Annotated in this window: 23 protein-coding genes; 13 read left to right on the top strand and 10 right to left on the bottom strand. The window is 62.3% G+C overall.

Annotated elements, in window-relative coordinates; all coding sequences use genetic code 11:
* Window positions 1-73 precede the first annotated feature (73 nt).
* The 4 genes from trxA to NKJ06_RS20870 all read left to right on the top strand — a co-directional run bounded on the left by trxA (window position 74) and on the right by NKJ06_RS20870 (window position 1634).
* Window positions 74-397 (top strand): thioredoxin, encoded by a 324-nt coding sequence (trxA, locus tag NKJ06_RS20885; RefSeq protein WP_023761143.1) that lies wholly within the window; start codon window positions 74-76, stop codon window positions 395-397.
* Window positions 398-623: 226 nt separating this feature from the next.
* Complete coding sequence (locus tag NKJ06_RS20880; protein ID WP_352810482.1) at window positions 624-905, top strand: cupin domain-containing protein; 282 nt, start codon at window positions 624-626, stop codon at window positions 903-905.
* 70 nt (window positions 906-975) lie between these two features.
* Window positions 976-1224: a type II toxin-antitoxin system VapB family antitoxin gene (locus NKJ06_RS20875; RefSeq protein WP_352810481.1), complete on the top strand. Its 249-nt coding sequence runs from the start codon at window positions 976-978 to the stop codon at window positions 1222-1224.
* The gene (locus NKJ06_RS20870) at window positions 1221-1634 is read left to right on the top strand and encodes a type II toxin-antitoxin system VapC family toxin (RefSeq protein ID WP_352630668.1); all 414 of its coding nucleotides are present in this window, start codon (window positions 1221-1223) and stop codon (window positions 1632-1634) included. The genes NKJ06_RS20875 and NKJ06_RS20870 overlap by 4 nt, the downstream gene beginning before the upstream one ends.
* Before the next feature lie 137 nt (window positions 1635-1771).
* On the opposite strand, the gene NKJ06_RS20865 is transcribed toward NKJ06_RS20870, so the two are convergent.
* The 6 genes from NKJ06_RS20865 to NKJ06_RS20840 form a co-directional block, all read right to left on the bottom strand.
* Window positions 1772-2191, bottom strand: a complete 420-nt coding sequence (locus NKJ06_RS20865) for a VOC family protein (RefSeq protein ID WP_352630670.1) — start codon at window positions 2189-2191, stop codon at window positions 1772-1774.
* 28 nt (window positions 2192-2219) lie between these two features.
* The gene (locus tag NKJ06_RS20860) at window positions 2220-3545 is read right to left on the bottom strand and encodes a bifunctional folylpolyglutamate synthase/dihydrofolate synthase (RefSeq protein WP_352630672.1); all 1326 of its coding nucleotides are present in this window, start codon (window positions 3543-3545) and stop codon (window positions 2220-2222) included.
* Window positions 3546-3607: 62 nt separating this feature from the next.
* On the bottom strand, window positions 3608-4534 hold the full coding sequence (gene accD, locus NKJ06_RS20855; RefSeq protein ID WP_352630674.1) for an acetyl-CoA carboxylase, carboxyltransferase subunit beta: 927 nt from the start codon (window positions 4532-4534) through the stop codon (window positions 3608-3610).
* A 48-nt stretch (window positions 4535-4582) separates the two neighbouring features.
* Window positions 4583-5422 carry a tryptophan synthase subunit alpha gene (gene trpA / locus NKJ06_RS20850; RefSeq protein ID WP_352655362.1) on the bottom strand — a complete coding sequence of 280 codons (840 nt, stop codon included), beginning with the start codon at window positions 5420-5422 and terminating at the stop codon, window positions 4583-4585.
* 2 nt (window positions 5423-5424) lie between these two features.
* Entirely contained in the window at window positions 5425-6645 is a 1221-nt protein-coding gene (gene trpB / locus NKJ06_RS20845; protein ID WP_352630678.1) for a tryptophan synthase subunit beta, read from the bottom strand.
* A gap of 78 nt (window positions 6646-6723) precedes the next feature.
* Window positions 6724-7383 carry a phosphoribosylanthranilate isomerase gene (locus NKJ06_RS20840; RefSeq protein ID WP_352630680.1) on the bottom strand — a complete coding sequence of 220 codons (660 nt, stop codon included), beginning with the start codon at window positions 7381-7383 and terminating at the stop codon, window positions 6724-6726.
* 112 nt (window positions 7384-7495) lie between these two features.
* Here NKJ06_RS20840 and NKJ06_RS20835 point away from each other — a divergent pair, with 112 nt between their 5' ends.
* On the top strand, window positions 7496-7714 hold the full coding sequence (locus NKJ06_RS20835; RefSeq protein WP_352630682.1) for a hypothetical protein: 219 nt from the start codon (window positions 7496-7498) through the stop codon (window positions 7712-7714).
* A 132-nt stretch (window positions 7715-7846) separates the two neighbouring features.
* Here the strand turns inward: NKJ06_RS20835 and NKJ06_RS20830 are convergent, their stop codons facing one another.
* From NKJ06_RS20830 to NKJ06_RS20815, 4 genes are all read right to left on the bottom strand, one after another.
* Entirely contained in the window at window positions 7847-8602 is a 756-nt protein-coding gene (locus NKJ06_RS20830; RefSeq protein WP_352630684.1) for a M48 family metallopeptidase, read from the bottom strand.
* Between the two features lie 205 nt (window positions 8603-8807).
* The gene (locus tag NKJ06_RS20825; protein ID WP_352630686.1) at window positions 8808-9287 is read right to left on the bottom strand and encodes a DUF2852 domain-containing protein; all 480 of its coding nucleotides are present in this window, start codon (window positions 9285-9287) and stop codon (window positions 8808-8810) included.
* Between the two features lie 75 nt (window positions 9288-9362).
* Window positions 9363-10547: a benzoate/H(+) symporter BenE family transporter gene (locus tag NKJ06_RS20820; RefSeq protein WP_352630688.1), complete on the bottom strand. Its 1185-nt coding sequence runs from the start codon at window positions 10545-10547 to the stop codon at window positions 9363-9365.
* Window positions 10547-11335, bottom strand: a complete 789-nt coding sequence (locus NKJ06_RS20815; RefSeq protein WP_352630690.1) for an alpha/beta hydrolase — start codon at window positions 11333-11335, stop codon at window positions 10547-10549. Before NKJ06_RS20815 ends, NKJ06_RS20820 begins: the two co-directional genes overlap by 1 nt.
* A 207-nt stretch (window positions 11336-11542) precedes the next feature.
* Here NKJ06_RS20815 and infC point away from each other — a divergent pair, with 207 nt between their 5' ends.
* The 8 genes from infC to NKJ06_RS20775 all read left to right on the top strand — a co-directional run bounded on the left by infC (window position 11543) and on the right by NKJ06_RS20775 (window position 18535).
* Window positions 11543-12079 carry a translation initiation factor IF-3 gene (infC, locus tag NKJ06_RS20810; protein ID WP_352630715.1) on the top strand — a complete coding sequence of 179 codons (537 nt, stop codon included), beginning with the start codon at window positions 11543-11545 and terminating at the stop codon, window positions 12077-12079.
* Between the two features lie 179 nt (window positions 12080-12258).
* Window positions 12259-12909 (top strand): methyltransferase family protein, encoded by a 651-nt coding sequence (locus NKJ06_RS20805; protein WP_352630692.1) that lies wholly within the window; start codon window positions 12259-12261, stop codon window positions 12907-12909.
* Between the two features lie 192 nt (window positions 12910-13101).
* Complete coding sequence (gene rpmI, locus NKJ06_RS20800; protein ID WP_006201248.1) at window positions 13102-13305, top strand: 50S ribosomal protein L35; 204 nt, start codon at window positions 13102-13104, stop codon at window positions 13303-13305.
* A gap of 37 nt (window positions 13306-13342) precedes the next feature.
* Window positions 13343-13744: a 50S ribosomal protein L20 gene (rplT, locus tag NKJ06_RS20795; protein WP_013528310.1), complete on the top strand. Its 402-nt coding sequence runs from the start codon at window positions 13343-13345 to the stop codon at window positions 13742-13744.
* A gap of 143 nt (window positions 13745-13887) precedes the next feature.
* The gene (gene pheS / locus NKJ06_RS20790; RefSeq protein WP_352630694.1) at window positions 13888-14985 is read left to right on the top strand and encodes a phenylalanine--tRNA ligase subunit alpha; all 1098 of its coding nucleotides are present in this window, start codon (window positions 13888-13890) and stop codon (window positions 14983-14985) included.
* Window positions 14982-15404 (top strand): GFA family protein, encoded by a 423-nt coding sequence (locus NKJ06_RS20785; protein ID WP_352630696.1) that lies wholly within the window; start codon window positions 14982-14984, stop codon window positions 15402-15404. Before pheS ends, NKJ06_RS20785 begins: the two co-directional genes overlap by 4 nt.
* Window positions 15401-17809, top strand: a complete 2409-nt coding sequence (gene pheT, locus NKJ06_RS20780) for a phenylalanine--tRNA ligase subunit beta (protein ID WP_352810480.1) — start codon at window positions 15401-15403, stop codon at window positions 17807-17809. Before NKJ06_RS20785 ends, pheT begins: the two co-directional genes overlap by 4 nt.
* Before the next feature lie 123 nt (window positions 17810-17932).
* The gene (locus NKJ06_RS20775; RefSeq protein WP_352630700.1) at window positions 17933-18535 is read left to right on the top strand and encodes a nucleotidyltransferase family protein; all 603 of its coding nucleotides are present in this window, start codon (window positions 17933-17935) and stop codon (window positions 18533-18535) included.
* Window positions 18536-18741 lie beyond the last annotated feature (206 nt).

Genomic DNA, 18741 nt, shown 5'->3' with positions numbered 1-18741 from the left:
ACAACACCTGCTTGAAGACGGGCGCGATCACCACCACATTTGGTGCGACGAAAAATTTCGAAAGGATTTCTGCATGACCACTGTCAAGGTCGACAAGAGCAATTTCCAGGCCGATGTGCTTAACGCCAGCGTACCGGTCGTCGTCGATTTCTGGGCGGAATGGTGCGGTCCCTGCAAGATGATCGCGCCGGCGCTGGAAGACATCGCCACCGAACTTGGTGCCAAGATCAAGATCGCCAAGCTGAACATCGACGAGAATCCCGAACTTGCCGCGCAGTTCGGCGTGCGCTCGATTCCGACGCTGATGATCTTCAAGGGCGGCGAAGTGGCCGACATGAAGGTCGGTGCGGCGCCCAAGACCGCGCTGTCGCATTGGATCAACGGCAGCCTCGCCTGATCCATCTGAAATTCCTGATATCAAGCCCGGCCTCGCGCCGGGCTTTTTGTTGGCGTCATCTACAGCGCCGCGCGTCCTTGGACGCGCAAAGGACGCTGTAGCAGTTTGATTGGCGCATGATCCTTTCAGAAAATCGATTCCGATTTTCTGGGTCATGCGCTGCCATGCTCTGGCCCTCGCGTCCGGCCACTCCATGTCATCTGCTTGAGGGAGATAGGAGAACCCAATGACCGGATCCGCCAAGGCCACCGTCTTCATCGACAATGAGCGTGTCATCGTCACCGAATATCGCTTCGCGCCGGGCGAAAACACCGGCTGGCACCGCCACGGCCACGACTATGTCGTCGTGCCGCTGATGGACGGCAAGGTGAAGCTGTTGACCAAGGATGGCGAATCCTTTGCCGAGATGAAGAAGGGCGCACCCTATTTCCGCAAGGAAGGCGTCGAGCACGACGTCATCAACGCCAATGACGGTGAATATGCCTTCATCGAGATCGAGCTGAGGTGATGGCCTGCCATCAACTGCCATCTTGATGGCAGGCGCAGGAAAGGCTATCTTTCTCAAAAGGGAGTTTGAAATGGCCGAACCCCAGCTTTCCGTCCGCAGCGCAAAAGCACGTGATCTTGCGCATCGACTCGCTCGTCGCGAAAACCGCTCAATAGCTGATGTTGTCGAACGCGCGCTTGAATCCTATGAGATTCGGGAGGCCGGGCGAGAACCGGCATCCGCCTTCTACTCTCGCCTGACGGCAAGCGTTGGCGTCGACATCGATCTGGAAGAAATCATCCGGGAAGGCCGCAAGGTCCATACAGGGCCGGAGCTTTGATTTTCGTCGACACCAATGTGATTTCAGAGAGCCTTAGAAAGGCGCCTGACGCGGCTGTCATGGCTTGGCTGGTCCGCAACGATGCCGAACTGGCGCTTCCCACGGTCACGATTGCCGAGATCGCTTTCGGCATCCAAAAGATACGACCTGACGAGCGTGCCGATCGCCTAGAGCAAGGTCTCTCCCAATGGCGCCATCGCTTTGCCGGTCGCATTTTTGGGCTGACGGAGGAGGCGGCTCTGGCTTATGGCGAGATTATGGGAGCGGCGACGCGCCAGGGCCGGGGCATGTCGGCACCCGATGGCATGATTGCAGCGATAGTGCGCGTGAATGGCGGTCGGCTGGCGACGCGTAACCTGAACGACTTCGGTCCGGCCAACCTTGAGCTGATCTCACCTTGGGATTTCTAATGCATGTCGCCCAAAAGTGATCTCGGTTTTGGGAAGACGACATGCATAAAAACAAAGACCTAAAGCGCGCCGCCTGAATCCGTTCAAACGCGACGCGCTTTAGGGCGTTTCACCGTTTCACGGAAAGGCAGAATGCTCTACCAGTCGGCGATACGATCGCCGCCGGCGAATTGCGCACTTTTTTCGGTGTATTCGAACAGCTCTATTTTCACGTCGTTGGGGTCGCGGATCCAGGCCTGGTAAGTGTCGTCGCAGGCGAGTTTCCTGGACGTGACCTCGCATCCCTTCGACCGGATGTGAGCGATTGCCGCGTCGATATCTTCTACTTCGAGGCAGAAATGGTTGATCTGGTTCAGGTCGCTGTAGCGGGCCTCGCTTTTCCGGAACACCTCGACATGGCTGCGACCGCCGCAATCGAGATAGAACCCGAAAATCTTGCCGTCACGCAGGAAATTGAAGCGGGTGTCCATTCCCAGCACGTCGCGGTAGAAGCTTCGCGTCGCCTCCAGGTCGTCGGCGAAGATACAGACGTGAGCGAGTTGCTTGACCTTGATCATGACTGGCTCCTCTCGAGAAGGTCTGGCCTTAGGTTGGCGGCGTGCCGTTCTCGGCCAGGACAGCGCCAGCCAGATAAAGCGAACCGCCGATCAGGATGCGCGGCGCCGGACCATCCCAGGTGTCGCGCAGCAGCATCAGCGCATTGGCGACCGAACTCACCGGCTCGGCCGTCAACCCGGCATCCGTCGCGCGGATCGCCAGTTCGTCGTTCGGCACGCCGGCCTCGCTGAGGCTCACCGGCACCGTGTAGACATGCCGGGCGAGGCCCTTGAAGGCACGGAAATAGCCGCTCTGGTCCTTGGTGTTGATCATGCCCGAGATGAGGAAGAGCGGCCGCGGGTTCTTTTCTTCCTGCTCGGCCAGCGCTTCGGCAATGACCACGCCGGCGCCGGGATTGTGGCCGCCATCGAGCCAGATATCGGCGCCCTTGGGCGCCAGTTCGGCCAGCCGGCCTTGCGCCAGCTTCTGCATGCGGCCGGGCCAGGCGACACTGATCATCGCCTTTTCGGCGGCGCGATGGCTGATCTCGAAACCGGCCGCCTTGACCGCTGCGATCGCCGCCGCCGCATTGGCGAACTGGTGGCGCCCCGGCAGCCGCGGCGGCGGCAGGTCCATCAAACCGTCTTCGTCCTGGTAGACCATGCGGCCGTTTTCCTCGAAGGCGAGGAAATCCTGGCCATAGACGAAGGTGGGACACTCGAGCCGCTCGGCGGTTTCGATCAGCACCTGCAGCGCCGTCTCGCTTTCCTGAGCGCCGATGACCACCGGGCAGCCAGGCTTGATGATGCCGGCCTTTTCGGCCGCGATCAGTTCGACACGGTCGCCGAGATGGGCCTCGTGGTCGAGCGACACCGGCATGATCACCGATACGGCCGGCTCCTTGACGACATTGGTGGCATCGAAACGGCCGCCGAGCCCGACCTCGATGATGGCGACATCGGCCTGATGTTCGGAAAATAGCAGGAAAGCAACTGCGGTGAGAATCTCGAAGACGGTAATCGTCTCGCCTTCATTGGCCCTGGCGACGCGCGCGATGGCGTCGGCGAATACCCTGTCCTCGACCAGCCTGCCGCCGCCATCGGCGGCCAACCGATAGCGCTCGTGCCAGTTGACCAAATGCGGCGAGGTGTGGACATGGACGCGGTAGTCCGCCGCCTCGAGCAGGGCGCGCGAAAAGGCCGCGCACGAGCCCTTGCCATTGGTGCCGGCGATGTGGATCACCGGCGGCAACCGGTCCTGCGGATTATCAAGCCGCTCCAGCACGCGCGAAATGCGGTCGAGCGAAAGGTCGAAGCCTTTCGGGTGAAGCGCCATCAGGGCTCCGATTTCGCGGTCGGCGGCAAGCGTCATCATGGAAGAATCCTATGCGGGTCGCAAAGCGCGCGCAATCGCGGTTCGCGGCGCACGATGGCGCGTCAGGCGTGCGGTCGGGCTTCCGTCGGGATGGTGGCCGGCGGCAGGATTTCCGGCTCCAGCGGCTTTTGCTCCTCCGGCAGCTTGAGCAGCATCTTGAGCAGGCGCGCGATGGTTTCGCGCAATTCCAGCCGCGACACCACCATGTCGACCATGCCGTGCTCCATCAGATATTCGGAGCGCTGGAAGCCGTCGGGCAGTTTTTCCCGGATGGTCTGTTCGATGACGCGCGGTCCGGCAAAGCCGATCAGTGCGCCGGGCTCGGCGATGTGCACGTCGCCCAGCATGGCGTAGGAGGCCGTGACGCCGCCGGTGGTCGGGTTGGTCAAAACGACAATGTAGGGAAGGCCGGCTTCCTTCAGCCGGTCGACGCCGACCGTGGTCCTCGGCAATTGCATGAGGGACAAAATACCTTCCTGCATACGGGCGCCGCCGGAGGCGGCAAACAGGATCAGCGGCCGCTTGCGCTGCAGGGCGACTTCAAAACCATGCACGATGGCGTCACCGGCAGCCATGCCGAGCGAGCCGCCCATGAAGGCGAAGTCCTGCACCGTGACCACAACCGGCAGGCCCTCGACGGTCCCCAGCGCGTTGATGATCGCATCTTCCAGGCCGGTCTTGGCCTTGGCGTCCTTCAGCCGGTCGACATAGCGCTTCTCGTCGCGGAATTTCAGCGGGTCCTGCATGACCTTGGGGTTGTCCAGGGTCTCGTATTTGCCGTCGTCGAAGAAGAATTTCAGCCGCTCCTTGGCCGAGATCTTCATGTGATGGCCGGACGAGGGGATGACGAACTGGTTGGATTCCAGATCCTTGTGGAACACCATCTCGCCGGTCTCCGGATCCTTGATCCAGAGATTCTCGGGCATGTCGGTGCGTCGGCCGAGCATCGAATTGATCTTCGGGCGAACGTAATTGGTGATCCAGTTCATCGCTTCGGCTCCTGTCCTGACGAAGAGTTGGGTAAAGAGGTAGGGAAACTATTCGGCGGCAGCAAGGCGGGCCGAGCGCACACCTTGCGCAAGGCCGCTGACCAACGTGGCCACGGCTTCGGCAGGGTCGGCGGTCTTTTCGCCTTTCGGCCCCAGCACATTGGCCACCGCATTGACGATCGCGGTGCCGACGACGACGCCGTCGGCATTGGCGCCGATGACGCGGGCCTGCTCGGCGGTCTTGACGCCGAAGCCGACGCAGACCGGCAGGTCGGTGTGGCCCTTGATGCGCTTGACCGCCGCCGCCACCTTGCCGGTGTCGGCCAGCGCCGAGCCGGTGATGCCGGTCATCGACACATAATAGACGAAGCCCGACGTGTTCTGCAGCACCTTGGGCAGGCGCTTGTCGTCGGTGGTCGGCGTCGCCAGCCGGATGAAATTGATGCCAGCCTTGAGCGCCGGAATGCACAGTTCCTCATCCATCTCCGGCGGCAGGTCGACGACGATCAGTCCGTCGATGCCGCTGGCGATCGCGTCCTTGAGAAAGCGGTCGACGCCATAGATGTAGATCGGGTTGTAGTAGCCCATCAAAACGATAGGTGTCTCATTGTCGCCGGTCCGGAACTCCGACGCCATCTTCAGCGTCTTGACCAGCGTCTGGCCGCCTTTCAGCGCCCTGAGGCCCGCCGCCTGGATCGCCGGGCCGTCGGCCATCGGGTCGGAAAACGGCATGCCGAGCTCGATGATGTCGGCGCCTGCGCCGGGCAGTGCCTTCATGATCGACAGCGAGGTATCGTAGTCCGGGTCGCCACCCATGAAATAGGTGACGAGCGCCGGGCGGCCTTCGGTCTTCAGCTTCGCCATGCGGCGATCGATGCGGGTAGCCATGATCAGATCTCCATGCCCAGCATCGAGGCCACCGTATGCACGTCCTTGTCGCCACGGCCGGACAGATTGACGATGACGATCTGGTCCTTGTCCATGGCGGGCACGATCTTCACCGCATGCGCGATGGCATGCGCCGATTCCAGCGCCGGAATGATGCCTTCGACGCGCGTCGTCAGCTTGAAGGCTTCCAGCGCCTCGTCGTCGAGGATCGGCACATATTCGACGCGGCCTGAATCGCGCAGCCAGGAATGTTCCGGCCCGACGCCGGGATAGTCCAGTCCGGCCGAGATCGAATGGCCGTCCATGATCTGGCCGTCGGCATTCTGCAGGAGATAGGTGCGGTTGCCATGCAGCACGCCCGGCGCGCCGGCATTCATCGAGGCGCAATGCTCGATGCCATTGAGGCCGCGCCCGCCGGCCTCGATGCCGATGATGCGAACCTCTTTGTCGTCGAGGAAGGGATGGAACAAGCCGATGGCGTTCGAACCGCCGCCGACAGCGGCGATGATCGTGTCCGGCAGCCGGCCTTCCTGTTCGAGGATCTGCGCGCGCGCCTCGATGCCGATCACCGACTGGAAGTCGCGCACCAGCTCCGGATAGGGATGCGGGCCGGCGGCGGTACCGATGAGGTAATAAGTGTCCTCGACATTGGTCACCCAATCGCGAAGGGCTTCGTTCATGGCGTCCTTCAGCGTGCCGTGGCCGGCGGTCACCGGCCGCACTTCGGCGCCGAGAAGCTTCATGCGGAAGACGTTGGGGCTTTGCCGGGCGACGTCGGTGGCGCCCATATAGACGACGCAGGGAAAGCCGAAGCGGGCCGCGACTGTCGCCGACGCCACGCCGTGCTGGCCGGCGCCCGTCTCGGCGATGATGCGCTTCTTGCCCATGCGCTTGGCCAGCAGGATCTGGCCGAGGCAGTTGTTGATCTTGTGCGAACCGGTGTGGTTCAGATCCTCGCGCTTGAAATAGACTTTCGCGCCACCGAGATGCCTGGTCAGCCCTTCGGCGAAATAGAGCTTTGAGGGCCGCCCGGCATAGTGGGTCGAGAGGTCGGTGAGTTCAGCCCTGAAATCCGCGTCGTTCTTGACCTCGTTCCAGTGCCGCTCCAGGTCGAGGATCAGCGGCATCAATGTTTCGGCAACGAAACGACCGCCGAAAATACCGAACATGCCCTGTTCGTCGGGTCCAGTGCGGAAGGAATTGGGTGTCGCCGGCTTGTTCATCGCCGATCTCCTGGCATCTTGATGTCTTGAGCATGTTCTTGTCGGAAAACCAGTTCCCACATGCTCTGTTTGAACCGGTCAGGCGGCGCGGTTGTCGCGCGCTGCCCTGACGGCCCGGAAAAACTGTTCGATCAGCGCCGGATCCTTGACGCCCGGCGCGCTTTCCACGCCTGAGGAAATGTCTATTCCGGGCGGGTTAGCAAGCTGAAGGGCCTCGCCGATGTTGGCGGCGTTGAGCCCACCGGAAAGCATGTAATCGACGCCGGCGTCAAGGCCGACAAGAACGCGCCAATCGAAGGCCACCCCGTTGCCACCCGGCAACTCAGAGCCCTTTGGTGGCTTGGCGTCGAAGAGGAAGCGGTCGGCGACGCCGATGAACGGCTTTATCCGTTCGAGATCGGCAGCCACGCTGAGCGGCAGCGCCTTCATCACCGGCAGGCCATAGCTGGCCTTCACCTCGGCCACCCGCTCCGGCGTTTCCGCGCCATGCAGCTGCAGCATGTCGGGCTGCATCTTGGCAACGATTTCATCCAGGAAGACGTCACCGGCATCGACGGTGACGGCAACCGCTTTGGCCTTGCCGCGTGCGGCTTCGCGCAGACGGCCAGCCTCGGCAGGTTGGACATAGCGTGGGCTTTTCGGGAAGAAAATAAACCCGACATGGCTGGCGCCGCCGGCCAGCGCCGCGGCCATTGCCCCGTCGGTTTTCAAGCCGCAGATCTTGATGTCGAGTGCCATGGCGCGGGAATTGGCATGAAAAGCGAAAAGAGTCGAGAAAAAGCATGCTGTTTGCCGGCAAGGCCAAAGGCGCTACCTATGGATGGATAGGATGCAAGGCGGGAGCACGATCATGGCCGACAGAACCGTTGCCGAACTCAGGCAGAAGATAACGCAGGCGCGCGAGGTCATCGCCCACCTGATGGACAAGGCCGCCTTCAACGGCGCCGAGGCACACCGCGCGCTCGACTATTTCGGCAGCGACGCCTTCGACGGCAATTTTTTGCCCTGGCCGCATCATGGCGATGAGGGGCTGCGTCCGGAGGAGCTCAACGCTGCCAATGACGATTGAATGTCGTCATCCTAGGGCGGAGCGACGCGAAGCGGAGCGCAGACCCTAGGATGACGACATTGGAGGTGGCTTCGCCAATCTTCAATGGTCACGTGAGTAGCCTACTGCGCTCGACGTGCCGCCCGGCTGCCTCTACTCGAACGCAATCGCCTGCAGCGCGCCGCCATTGCGCTTCAGCCATGCCTTGCAGCGCTCCGTGTCCGGGCAAAGCTGCTCGCACAGCTTCCAGAATTTCGGCCCGTGGTTCATCTCCTTGAGATGCGCCACTTCATGCGCGACGAGGTAATTGATCACCGGCGACGGCGCCATCATGATCCGCCAGGAGAAGGACAGATTGCCGTCGGAGGTGCAGGAGCCCCAGCGGCTCGACGTGTCCTTGAAACGGACGGCCTTGGCGCGCTTGCCCAGCGCCTGGGTGTGCTTGAGCACCAGCTTCTCGATTTCCTTCTTGGCCTCGCGCTTGAGAAAATCGGCGACGCGGCGCGGCAGGTGTATGCGGTCGCCATGCACGATCAGCAGCGGGCCGCGCTCGTCGCTCGACATGGTCACGGTCCCGCGGCTTGAAGGCTCATGGACTATGCGGTGCGCCACGCCACGCACTGGGATCTTGATGCCGGGCCGCACCTGCGGCCGAGCCGGAACCTTGGCCAAACGCTGTTCCAGCCAGTCCTGATGGCGGTCGAGGAATTTTTCCACTTCGCCCCGGCGCAAGCCTGGCGGCACGGTGATGCGCAGGCCCTGGCCACCGGAATCGATGCGTAGCGTCAGCCGCCTTGCGCGATCGTTCTCGACGATCTTGAGCGGCAGCGAGCGTCCGGCAACGACATGCTCGCGCTCTTCGGGCGCGGGCTTGGGCTTTGGCAGATTGCGGAAGAAGCCGAAAGACATGGCCGGACGATACGTGATTCGAGGAAAACGAATAGAACAAAAAAGAAACGGCGCCGCTTTCGCGACGCCGTTTTTTCACGATGTGACCAGTCGCCGGGTCATTAGAGCGACGTGCGTCCAATTGGACGCACAAAGTACGCTCTAACACTTTTGAATCTACGCATCGTGCTTTCCGAAAATCGAAGTCGATTTTCGGGCCGATGCGCTAGTCGTCAAGCAGGTTCGAACCCTTGCCACGCTTGGTGGTCGTCCCCGTGCTCGGATCGGCCTTGGTTGGCGCCGTCGACTTGTTGCGGTTGGCCATGAAACGGTCGAACTCGTCCTGGTCCTTGGCGCGGCGCAATTCGCGGGCGTACTCGTCGAACTCGGTCAGCATCTCGTCGAGCTTGCGGCGTTCCTCAGCGAGGCGCTCAAGTTCTTTTTCGCGCCAGTCGTCGAAAGCGACATTGCCGGTGCGGGCGGAGCCGTGACCCCAGCGCGCGGCCTTGTCGGAACCGCGGCGGCAGCCGGCGAAGATGCCGTCGGTCGCGCGGTTGACGTCACGCTTCAAGCCATCGAGGCGGTCACCCCAGATGATGTAGGCGAGCATGGCGAAGCCGAGTGGCCAGAACACCATGAAACCGATCACCATCAACGCGATGGTTGCCGGCGTCCAGGCCGGGCGGATCAATGCAGATGTGTTCATTTTCTCCCATTCCTTCGGTTGGAGACAGCCAAGACCGGCTGCGTGGAATCGAAATGGGAAGAAGAAAACGGCGATTCAAGACAATATCCGCCAAAACCGGACAAGAGGCTGAAATGATTGTTGCTTTTTGAATGCTTCGAGGAAAAGCACGACCAATCCGGCGACAAGTCCCCAAAATGCAGCGCCGACGCCGAACAGCGTCAGTCCCGACGCGGTGACGGCGAAGGTGACGGTGGCAGGCATGTGTTCGCCTTCATCCTTCAAGGCGATCGACAAAGCATTGGCAAGCGGCGCCATCAGCGCGAGACCGGCCACCAGCACGATCAGGCTCTGCGGCAGCACGGCGAAGATCGCCACCAGCGAAGCGCCGAAAATGGCGAAGATGAGATAGGCGAGCGCATAGAACGGACCGGTCTTCCAGCGCTCGGCGGGGTCTGGATGGACGTCAGGTCCGGTGCAGATCGCCGCCGAAATCGCCGCCAGATTGGTGGTCGAGCCGCCAAACGGCGCCGACAGCAGCGAAAGCAGGCCGGTGACGCCGATCAGCGGGCCGGGCTCCGGGTGATAGCCGGCGGCGCGCAGCACGGCGAGGCCGGAGAGGTTCTGCGAAGCCATGGTGACGAGATAGAGCGGCAGCGCCAGGCCGATGATCGCGGCGGCGCTGAACTGCGGCGCGATCAGCGTCAGCGTCGACAGTTCCGGCGTCGGCAGGCCGCCGACGCGGCCGGTGAGAAATGCCGCGAGGCCGCCGCCGATCAGGACGACCAGCACCGACACCGCCGGATTGAACAGCCTGATGATGAAAAAGGCCGCGATCAGCGGCAGGATCAGCCAGGGATCGGCGGGGATGGCCTTGACCGCGTTGATGGCGAAGCTGACGAGGATGCCGGCCAGCATGCCGGATGCCACCGACGCCGGTATCCTGGCGATCAGCCGCGTCAGCGGGCCGAACAGGCCGGTAGCGATCAACAGGATGCCGGTGACGATGAAGGCTCCGACCGCCTCGTTCATCGAAAAGCCGCTCGACGCGGCGATCAGCGCCAGGCCCGGCGTCGACCATGCGGTGATAACAGGCATTTTCGTGCGCCAGGACAGCCACAGGCACTCGATCGCCATCGCCAGGCAGATCGCCGTTACCCAGCTCGCCGTCTCGATCTGCGTCGCGCCGACCGCCTTGGCGGCGGCAATGACGATGGCCAGCGTGCCGCCGAAGCCGACGATTGCCGCGACGAAGGCGGATATCGGAATGGAAAGGCGCATCAGTTTCCCCTCTGCGCCATCGCGTCGACAGCCCGCACCAGCATGTCGAGATCCTGCGGCCGCGACAGACGGTGGTCGCCATCGGGGATCAGCGACAAGGTCACGTCGTCGGCCGGCAGCAGGCTGACCAGCTTCAGCGCGTGGCTTGCCGGCACGTCCGCATCGGCCAGCCCCTGCAAGATGTGCACTGGGCAATGCGTGTCGATCGGACCCGACATCACCCTGTTATCGCGCCCGTCCTCGATCAGGGCGCGCGTGTAGATGTAGGGCTCGGCGGCATAGTCCGACGGCTCTTCGAAAAACCCCTTTTTGGCGAGGTCGCGTTTCTGCGCCTTTGTCAGCGCCGGTTCGACCAGCTCAACGGTAAAATCCGGTGCCGGCGCCAGCAGCACCAGGCCGGCGACGTTGCTGTCGCCCGCTTTGCGCAATTCCTGCACCATGCGCAGCGCAATCCAGGCGCCCATAGAGGAGCCGACCAGGATCTGCCTGCCCTTGGTGAAATGCCTGAACACGGCAAGGCTTTGCGCAAGCCATATCGAAATCGTCCCGTCGGCAAAGGCGCCGCCGGATTCGCCATGGCCTGAATAATCATGGCGCAGGAACGCGCGGCCTTCTCTTGCCGCCCAGTCCGACAGCGTCTGCGCCTTCGTGCCAAGCATGTCCGACTTGTAGCCGCCGAGCCAGACGATGCCGGGCGCAGAGCCAGCAGTGTGGCGCACCGCGATGCGCGATCCCCCAACACCGGGAAAGATTGGGACATCTAGAAAGAGTGGGGGCGTGACAATCATGGTTTTTTCCTCAACATCGGTCTTGTGACACAGCCGGCGGCGAGGCGGAAAGTGCTCGCGATGTTTCTTTGTTTGGTGCAGGGCAGCGATCAGGGTGATTTTCTGTCAATGCTGTGCTATTGACTCCGCCCGCGCGCTCACCACATTGGCGCGTCCACGCATCAACACTGACAAACCCTGAACGAAACGGCCAAGGAGACCACGACCATTCGCAGACCTTTCAAAGCAGCGGCGCCGACCAAGGATGGCCCGCGCTCCAACCGTGATATCCGGGTTCCCCGGGTCCAGCTTATCGACGCCGAAGGTCAGAACCGCGGCGATATTTCCATCAACGACGCATTGCTGCTCGCCGAAGAGGCTGGGCTCGATCTCGTCGAGATATCGCCCAATGCGGTGCCCCCCGTCGTCAAGATTCTCGATCTCGGCAAGTTGAAATACGCCAACCAGAAGAAGGCGGCCGAGGCGCGCAAGAATCAGAAGGTCATCGAGATCAAGGAGATCAAGATGCGCCCGAACATCGACAGCCATGACTATGAGACCAAGATGAAGGCGGTTCGCCGCTTCTTCGAGGAAGGCGACAAGGTCAAGCTGACGCTGCGGTTCCGTGGCCGCGAGATGGCGCATATGGAACTCGGCATGCAGCTTCTGAACAAGGTTCGCGAGGAAGTAGCGACCATCGCCAAGGTCGAGGCGGAACCGAAGCTCGAAGGCCGCCAGATGATGATGGTGCTGTCGCCGCGCTAAGCCGCGCTAAGGTGTGCTGAATACCAACACGTCTGAGATCACGATGACGTCAGGCTGGGTTGTCGCGCTTAAATCCGCCTGAATCACATCCCAAGGCGTCCCGGCGATCGGCGGGACGCCTTATTTCATTGGCCCAAGCTGCGACCGCCAGCAAAGCTCTTCGACGATCGGATTCCGCCATGGTCAATGAAGTCAAGATTTCGGACGTTCAGGACTTTAAATACGGGCTGGGCAACTATCAGCGGACACGCAGGATGGTGCTTGCCGTTCTGGTCCTGGTGCTGTTCGCGGCGTTGTTGTTCGGCCAATCGACCTTCCCGCCTGAAACCTGGGTGCATGAGTCGATCGAAATGTTCGGCGTGCTGCTGATTTTCCTCGGCATCGTCGGGCGCCTTTGGTCGACGCTCTACATTGGCGGGCGCAAATCTTCCGAGGTGGTGACCGGCGGGCCTTACTCGATCACCCGCAACCCACTTTATGTGTTCTCGACGGTAGCCGCGGCCGGCGTCGGGGCGCAGATCGGTTCGTTCTCCGGCATCGTTCTCTTCGCGCTTCTGTGCGCGGGCGCCTTCCATATCGTCATCCTGCGCGAGGAGAAATTCCTCAAGGAAGTACTCGGCGCGCCGTATGCGGCCTATCTGGCGCGGGTGCCGCGCTTCTTCCCGAAATTGTCGCTCTACCAGGAGGGCGACACGGGCAGCTTCAAGCCGCGCCTGTTGTTGACCACGCTGCTCGACGGCCTGGTGTTCCTCGTCGCGCTGCCGGCCTTCGAGCTGATCGATGGCGCTCAGCAGTCGGGCATGTTGCCGGTGCTGTTCCGGCTGCCTTAAGCCAAGGTAAGGCCTAGATAGGGCGCGCCCGGCTTCGGGTGTTGCACAGCAGCCGTCTTTCACGTATAGGACCGCCGTTCAAGAAAACCGCCCGGCAGGGCATGCCGTGGCGGTTTCATTTGCTTTTCGGGCTTTGGTCGGCCCGAAGCGAACAAGAAGCGCGATACTGCGCCAACAATACGGAGTAGCAAAATGCCCAAGATGAAGACCAAGTCCGCCGCCAAAAAGCGGTTCAAGATCACAGGTACGGGTAAAGTCCTGTCGGCTGCGGCCGGCAAGCGTCACGGCATGATCAAGCGTTCCAACAAGTTCATTCGAAATGCCCGCGGCACGATGGTTCTGGCTGAACCGGATGGCAAGAAGGTCATCAAGAATTTTCTTCCGAACGGCCTCTAAGGCATTCGGTCCGGACACGTTTTAAGGAGATCATGACATGGCACGCGTAAAGAGAGGCGTCACCTCGCACGCCAAGCACAAGAAGGTCCTGAAAGCCGCAAAAGGCTTCTACGGCCGCCGCAAGAACACCATCCGCATCGCCAAGCAGGCGGTGGAAAAGTCGCTGCAGTACGCTTACCGCGACCGCAAGAACCGCAAGCGCTCGTTCCGCGCTCTGTGGATCCAGCGCATCAACGCAGCGACCCACGAGCATGGCCTGACCTATGGCCGCTTCATCGACGGCCTCAACAAGTCGGGCATCGAGATCGATCGCAAGATCCTGTCGGATATGGCCATCCACGAGCCGCAGGCTTTCGCAGCGCTTGTGGCCAAGGCCAAGGTGGCGCTCGAATATCTGAAGAACACCACGCCGAACGCTTTTGAAAGCGCTGTCGCCTAAGACCAGCGCTTCCCAAGCATTCGCAATTCTGATTTGGGGAACCCGCGCTGGCACGGCTGGCGCGGGTTCTTTTTTGACTCTGATGTAACCAAATTGGTGACACGCCTGATGGTGGCGGGTCGCCCGATCGAGAGAGCTTCGCCGTGAACGCCACCGCTGGAAATCTTGAAGCCCTGGAAGATTCACTTCTGGCCGACATCGCGTCGGCCGCCGATGAGCCGGCCATCGAGGCCGTGCGCATCGCTGCCTTCGGCAAGAAGGGCACAGTGTCCGAGATGCTGAAAACGCTTGGCGCCATGACCGCCGAGGAGCGGCAGGTCAAGGGTCCTGTTATCAACGGCCTCAAGAACCGCGTCACCGACGCGCTGACGGCCCGCAAGGCCGAACTCAGGGATGCGGCGATCACCGCCCGCCTGGCCGCCGAAAAGGTCGACGTGACGCTGCCGGTGCGGCAGTCGCCGGCCGAGCGCGGCCGCATCCATCCGATCAGCCAGGTCATCGACGAGATCGCGGCGATCTTCGGCGATCTCGGTTTCTCCATAGCCGAAGGTCCGGATATCGAGACCGACTATTACAATTTCACCGCGCTGAATTTCCCCGAAGGCCATCCGGCGCGCGAGATGCACGACACCTTCTTCTTCCAGCCGGACGAGAAGGGCGAGCGGAAGCTTTTGCGCACCCACACCTCGCCGGTGCAGATCCGCACCATGGAGACGAAGAAGCCGCCGATCCGCATTGTCATTCCGGGCAAGACATACCGGCAGGATTCCGACGCCACCCATTCGCCGATGTTCCATCAGGTCGAGGGGCTTGTGATCGACAAGACAGCCAATGTCGCCAACATGAAGTGGGTGCTGGAGGAGTTCTGCAAGGCCTTCTTCGAGGTGCCACAGGTCAAGATGCGCTTCCGGCCGTCCTTCTTCCCGTTCACCGAGCCCAGCCTCGAGGTCGACATTCAGTGCGACCGCTCAAGGCCCGGCGAAGTGCGCTTCGGCGAAGGCTCCGACTGGATGGAGATCCTCGGCTGCGGCATGGTGCACCCCAACGTGCTGCGCCATGGCGGGCTCGACCCGGACGAATATCAGGGCTTTGCCTGGGGCATGGGCATCGACCGCATCGCCATGCTGAAATACGGCATGCCGGACCTGCGCGCCTTCTTCGATGCGGATGTACGCTGGCTGTCGCATTACGGTTTCAGGCCGCTCGACATGCCGACGCTGTTCGGCGGCCTGAGCGCATGACAGCGCCGCACACCGGCGGCTGTCGCTGCGGCGCCGTGCGGTTCGAGGCCTCGGCCGAACCGCATCACGTCAGCTATTGCCATTGCGGCGATTGCCGGCGGGCCAGCGGCGCGCCGGTATCGGCCTTTGTCGGCTTCCTGGTCGGTCAGGTCGCGTTCACCGGCAAGGCGCTGAAGATGTACGAGAACGGCCCGGTGACGCGCTCCTTCTGCGGCATCTGCGGCTCGCCCATCGCCTATGTCGACGAGCGGCTGGAGGACGACATCTACTTCATGCTCGGCGCCATGGACATGCCGGCCGATTTCAAGCCGACGCTGCATGCCTATGTCAGCGAGCAGCTTCCCTTCCTGCATATGTCCGACGACCTGCCGAGACATCTGAAAACAAGCGTCAAAAGACCAGACGGAACAATCCAATGAAATTCACCCTTTCCTGGCTCAAAGATCATCTCGAGACCGATGCCACGCTCGACGAGATCGTCGAACGGCTGACCTCGATCGGCCTCGAAGTCGAGCATGTCGACGACAAGTCGAGCCTGAAACCGTTCGTCATCGCCAGGGTTCTGACGGCGGTGCAGCATCCCGATGCCGACCGGCTGCGCGTGCTCACCGTCGACACCGGCGACGGCAAGCCACCGGTGCAGGTCGTTTGCGGCGCGCCCAATGCACGCGCGGGCCTGATCGGCGCCTTTGCCGCGCCCGGCACCTATGTTCCCGGCATCGACGTGACGCTGACGGTCGGCAAGATCAGGGGCGTCGAAAGCCATGGCATGATGTGTTCCGAGCGCGAGCTGGAACTTTCCGACGAGCACCACGGCATCATCGACCTGCCTGAAGATGCGCCGGTCGGCACCAGCTTCGCCGCCTATGCGCATCTCGACGATCCGGTCATCGAGATCAACCTGACACCCAACCGGCCGGACGCGACCAGCGTCTACGGCATCGCCAGGGATCTGGCGGCGAGCGGTCTTGGTCGCCTCGTCGGCGGCGCCATCATGCCCCATGTCGGCAACGGCATGTGCCCGGTGAAGGTGACGATCGTGGCGCCGGAACTTTGCCCCGGCTTTGCGCTGCGGCTGGTGCGTGGCGTCAAGAACGGTCCATCGCCGAAATGGCTGCAGCAGCGCTTGATCGCCATTGGGCTGCGGCCGATCAGTGCGCTGGTCGACATCACCAATTATGTCACCTTCGATCGCGGCCGGCCGCTGCATGTGTTCGACGCGAAGAAGGTTGCCGGCAATCTGGCCGTGCGGCGCGCGCACGATGGCGAAAAGGTGCAGGCGCTCGACGGCCGCGAATACACGCTGACACCAGAGATGTGCGTCATAGCAGACGACAATGGCGTCGAGTCGATCGCCGGCATCATGGGCGGCGAGCATTCGGGCTGTGACGAGAACACCACTGACGTGCTGATCGAATCTGCCCTTTGGGATCCGATCACCACGGCGCGCACCGGCCGCACGCTCGGCATCATCACCGACGCGCGCTACCGCTTCGAGCGCGGCGTCGACCCTGAATTCATGGTGCCCGGCGTCGAGCTGGCGACCAGATTGGTGCTCGATTTCTGCGGCGGCACGCCGACGGAGATCGAAGTGGCAGGCTATGGAGGCCACACGCCCAGGATCGTCTCCTTCCCGCTCTCGGAAGTGAAGCGGCTGACCGGCATCGAAGTGCCAACGGAGGAAAGCCGCCATATCCTGTCGCGCCTTGGCTTCAAGCCTGAGGGCTCGGGCGACGTCATCGATGTGGCGGTGCCGTCCTGGCGCCCGGATATCGACGGCAAGGCCGACCTGGTCGAGGAGGTGATGCGTATCCACGGCGTCGACAACATCGCACCGCAGCCGCTCGGTGCGCATGACGCGGTCAATGCCAAGATCCTCACCACGCTGCAGGTGCGTACCCGCACGGCCAAGCGCGCGCTTGCTGTACGCGGCATGATGGAAGCCGTCACCTGGTCGTTCATCCCGGCCAAACACGCCGAATTGTTCGGCGGTGGCCAGACGGCACTGAAACTCGCCAACCCGATCGCCGCCGACATGTCCGACATGCGGCCCTCGCTCTTGCCGGGGCTGATCGCCGCTGCCCAGCGCAACGCCGACAGGGGCATCGGCGACGTGGCGCTGTTCGAAGTTTCGGGCACCTATGAAGGCGACGGCGCCGACCAGCAGCGGCGCGTGGCCGCCGGCGTGCGTCGCGGCACCGCCAAGCTCGACGGTTCCGCCCGCAACTGGGCCGGCAATTCCGGCCCGGTCGGCGTGTTCGACGCCAAGGCCGACGCCATCGCCGCGCTCGAAGCCTGCGGCGCGCCGGTCGAGCGGCTGCAGATCGAGGCCGGCGGCCCGGCCTGGTATCATCCCGGCCGTTCCGGCACGATCAAGCTCGGCCCGAAAACCGTGCTCGGCACCTTCGGTGAATTTCACCCGAAGACGCTTGAGGGCCTCGACGCTTCCGGGCCGCTCTGCGGTTTCGAAGTGTTCGTCGATGCCGTGCCCGAGCCGAAGGCCAAGCCGACGAAAACCAAGCCGAAGCTGGAACTGTCTGCCTTCCAGGCGGTCAAGCGCGACTTCGCTTTCGTCGTGGACAAGACCCTCGAGGCCGGCACGCTAGTGCGCGCGGCGCTCGCCGCCGACAAGAAGCTGATATCAGGCGTTTCGGTGTTCGATATCTTCGAGGGAGCATCGCTTGGCGAGGCCAAAAAATCGATCGCCATCGAAGTGTCGATCCAGCCGGTCGAGAAGACATTGACCGACGAGGATTTCGAGGCGCTGGCCAAGCGCATCGTCGAGAATGTCGGCAAGCAGACCGGCGGCGTTCTGCGCGGCTAGAGTCTTTTGACGCAATTCCCAAGGGAAAGCGCTCTGCGCTTTTCCCGGGAAAACCGTTTCACACTTTTCCTGGAATTGCTCTGAGCCTTGCGAGCAGATGGCGAATCGCCCTCCAAAAGGGCGATGGACCATCTGCGTTATTCCGGCCTTCCTTTCGAAACGCAACGCACGGCGTTTCTTGAGATCGTCTCGGCTGACCCGCTCGTTCGCGAAGCGCTGACGCATGCCCGCGCGCTTGGTCTTGCCGACTGGCTGGTCGTCTCCGGCGCGCTCTACAACTCTGTCTGGAACCATCTGACCGGTAAGCAGCCGGGCTATGGCATCAAAGATGTCGACCTGTTCTATTTCGATGACAGCGACCTGTCCTACGAGGCGGAGGACGCGGTGATCCGCCGCGCGGCGGTGCATTTCGATGGACTGCCGCTGCCGGTCGAGGTGCGCAACCAGGCGCGGGTGCATCTGTGGTATCCGCAGAAATTCGGCCAATCGTGCCCACGCTATTCGAGTTCCAGCGAATCCGTCAGCTATTTCGCGTCGAAGACCCACGCGGTCGGCGTGCGATACAACGCGGATGGGCAGCTCGATCTGGTGGCGCCGTTCGGGCTCGACGACATTTTCTCGTTTCGCATCGTGCCGAACCGGGTGATGGACAACCAGCGGACGCATGAGGTGAAGAGTGCGCGGGCGAAGGAGCACTGGCCGGAGATTTCGGTGGTGGCTTGGTAGGAATGCCGGAATGTCGGCGCGAGGCACCCCCCTCTGTCCTGCCGGACATCTCCCCCGCAAGGGGCAGGGCTGTCCGGGGAAAGTTTTGAGTGAATCGAAATGCCGCATGTGCATGCCCCGCAAAACGGGGTTTGTCCGTCTTCTCTCTGGTTGTCGAGACTCAGAAAAGGAACGGGGCATGCGCTTTGCACCTAGCATCTTCGGGC

Origin of the sequence: Mesorhizobium sp. M0293 (assembly GCF_040321735.1) — a bacterium.
GTDB lineage: Bacteria > Pseudomonadota > Alphaproteobacteria > Rhizobiales > Rhizobiaceae > Mesorhizobium.
This window is presented reverse-complemented; position numbering and strand designations above follow the sequence as displayed.

Coding starts and splice junctions, on each gene's coding strand:
- trxA (WP_023761143.1), top strand. CDS start 74: ATGACCACTGTCAAGGTCGACAAGAGCAATTTCCAGGCCGATGTGCTT.
- NKJ06_RS20880 (WP_352810482.1), top strand. CDS start 624: ATGACCGGATCCGCCAAGGCCACCGTCTTCATCGACAATGAGCGTGTC.
- NKJ06_RS20875 (WP_352810481.1), top strand. CDS start 976: ATGGCCGAACCCCAGCTTTCCGTCCGCAGCGCAAAAGCACGTGATCTT.
- NKJ06_RS20865 (WP_352630670.1), bottom strand. CDS start 2,191: ATGATCAAGGTCAAGCAACTCGCTCACGTCTGTATCTTCGCCGACGAC.
- NKJ06_RS20860 (WP_352630672.1), bottom strand. CDS start 3,545: ATGATGACGCTTGCCGCCGACCGCGAAATCGGAGCCCTGATGGCGCTT.
- accD (WP_352630674.1), bottom strand. CDS start 4,534: ATGAACTGGATCACCAATTACGTTCGCCCGAAGATCAATTCGATGCTC.
- trpA (WP_352655362.1), bottom strand. CDS start 5,422: ATGGCTACCCGCATCGATCGCCGCATGGCGAAGCTGAAGACCGAAGGC.
- trpB (WP_352630678.1), bottom strand. CDS start 6,645: ATGAACAAGCCGGCGACACCCAATTCCTTCCGCACTGGACCCGACGAA.
- NKJ06_RS20840 (WP_352630680.1), bottom strand. CDS start 7,383: ATGGCACTCGACATCAAGATCTGCGGCTTGAAAACCGACGGGGCAATG.
- NKJ06_RS20835 (WP_352630682.1), top strand. CDS start 7,496: ATGGCCGACAGAACCGTTGCCGAACTCAGGCAGAAGATAACGCAGGCG.
- NKJ06_RS20830 (WP_352630684.1), bottom strand. CDS start 8,602: ATGTCTTTCGGCTTCTTCCGCAATCTGCCAAAGCCCAAGCCCGCGCCC.
- NKJ06_RS20825 (WP_352630686.1), bottom strand. CDS start 9,287: ATGAACACATCTGCATTGATCCGCCCGGCCTGGACGCCGGCAACCATC.
- NKJ06_RS20820 (WP_352630688.1), bottom strand. CDS start 10,547: ATGCGCCTTTCCATTCCGATATCCGCCTTCGTCGCGGCAATCGTCGGC.
- NKJ06_RS20815 (WP_352630690.1), bottom strand. CDS start 11,335: ATGATTGTCACGCCCCCACTCTTTCTAGATGTCCCAATCTTTCCCGGT.
- NKJ06_RS20805 (WP_352630692.1), top strand. CDS start 12,259: ATGGTCAATGAAGTCAAGATTTCGGACGTTCAGGACTTTAAATACGGG.
- rpmI (WP_006201248.1), top strand. CDS start 13,102: ATGCCCAAGATGAAGACCAAGTCCGCCGCCAAAAAGCGGTTCAAGATC.
- rplT (WP_013528310.1), top strand. CDS start 13,343: ATGGCACGCGTAAAGAGAGGCGTCACCTCGCACGCCAAGCACAAGAAG.
- NKJ06_RS20785 (WP_352630696.1), top strand. CDS start 14,982: ATGACAGCGCCGCACACCGGCGGCTGTCGCTGCGGCGCCGTGCGGTTC.
- pheT (WP_352810480.1), top strand. CDS start 15,401: ATGAAATTCACCCTTTCCTGGCTCAAAGATCATCTCGAGACCGATGCC.
- NKJ06_RS20775 (WP_352630700.1), top strand. CDS start 17,933: ATGGACCATCTGCGTTATTCCGGCCTTCCTTTCGAAACGCAACGCACG.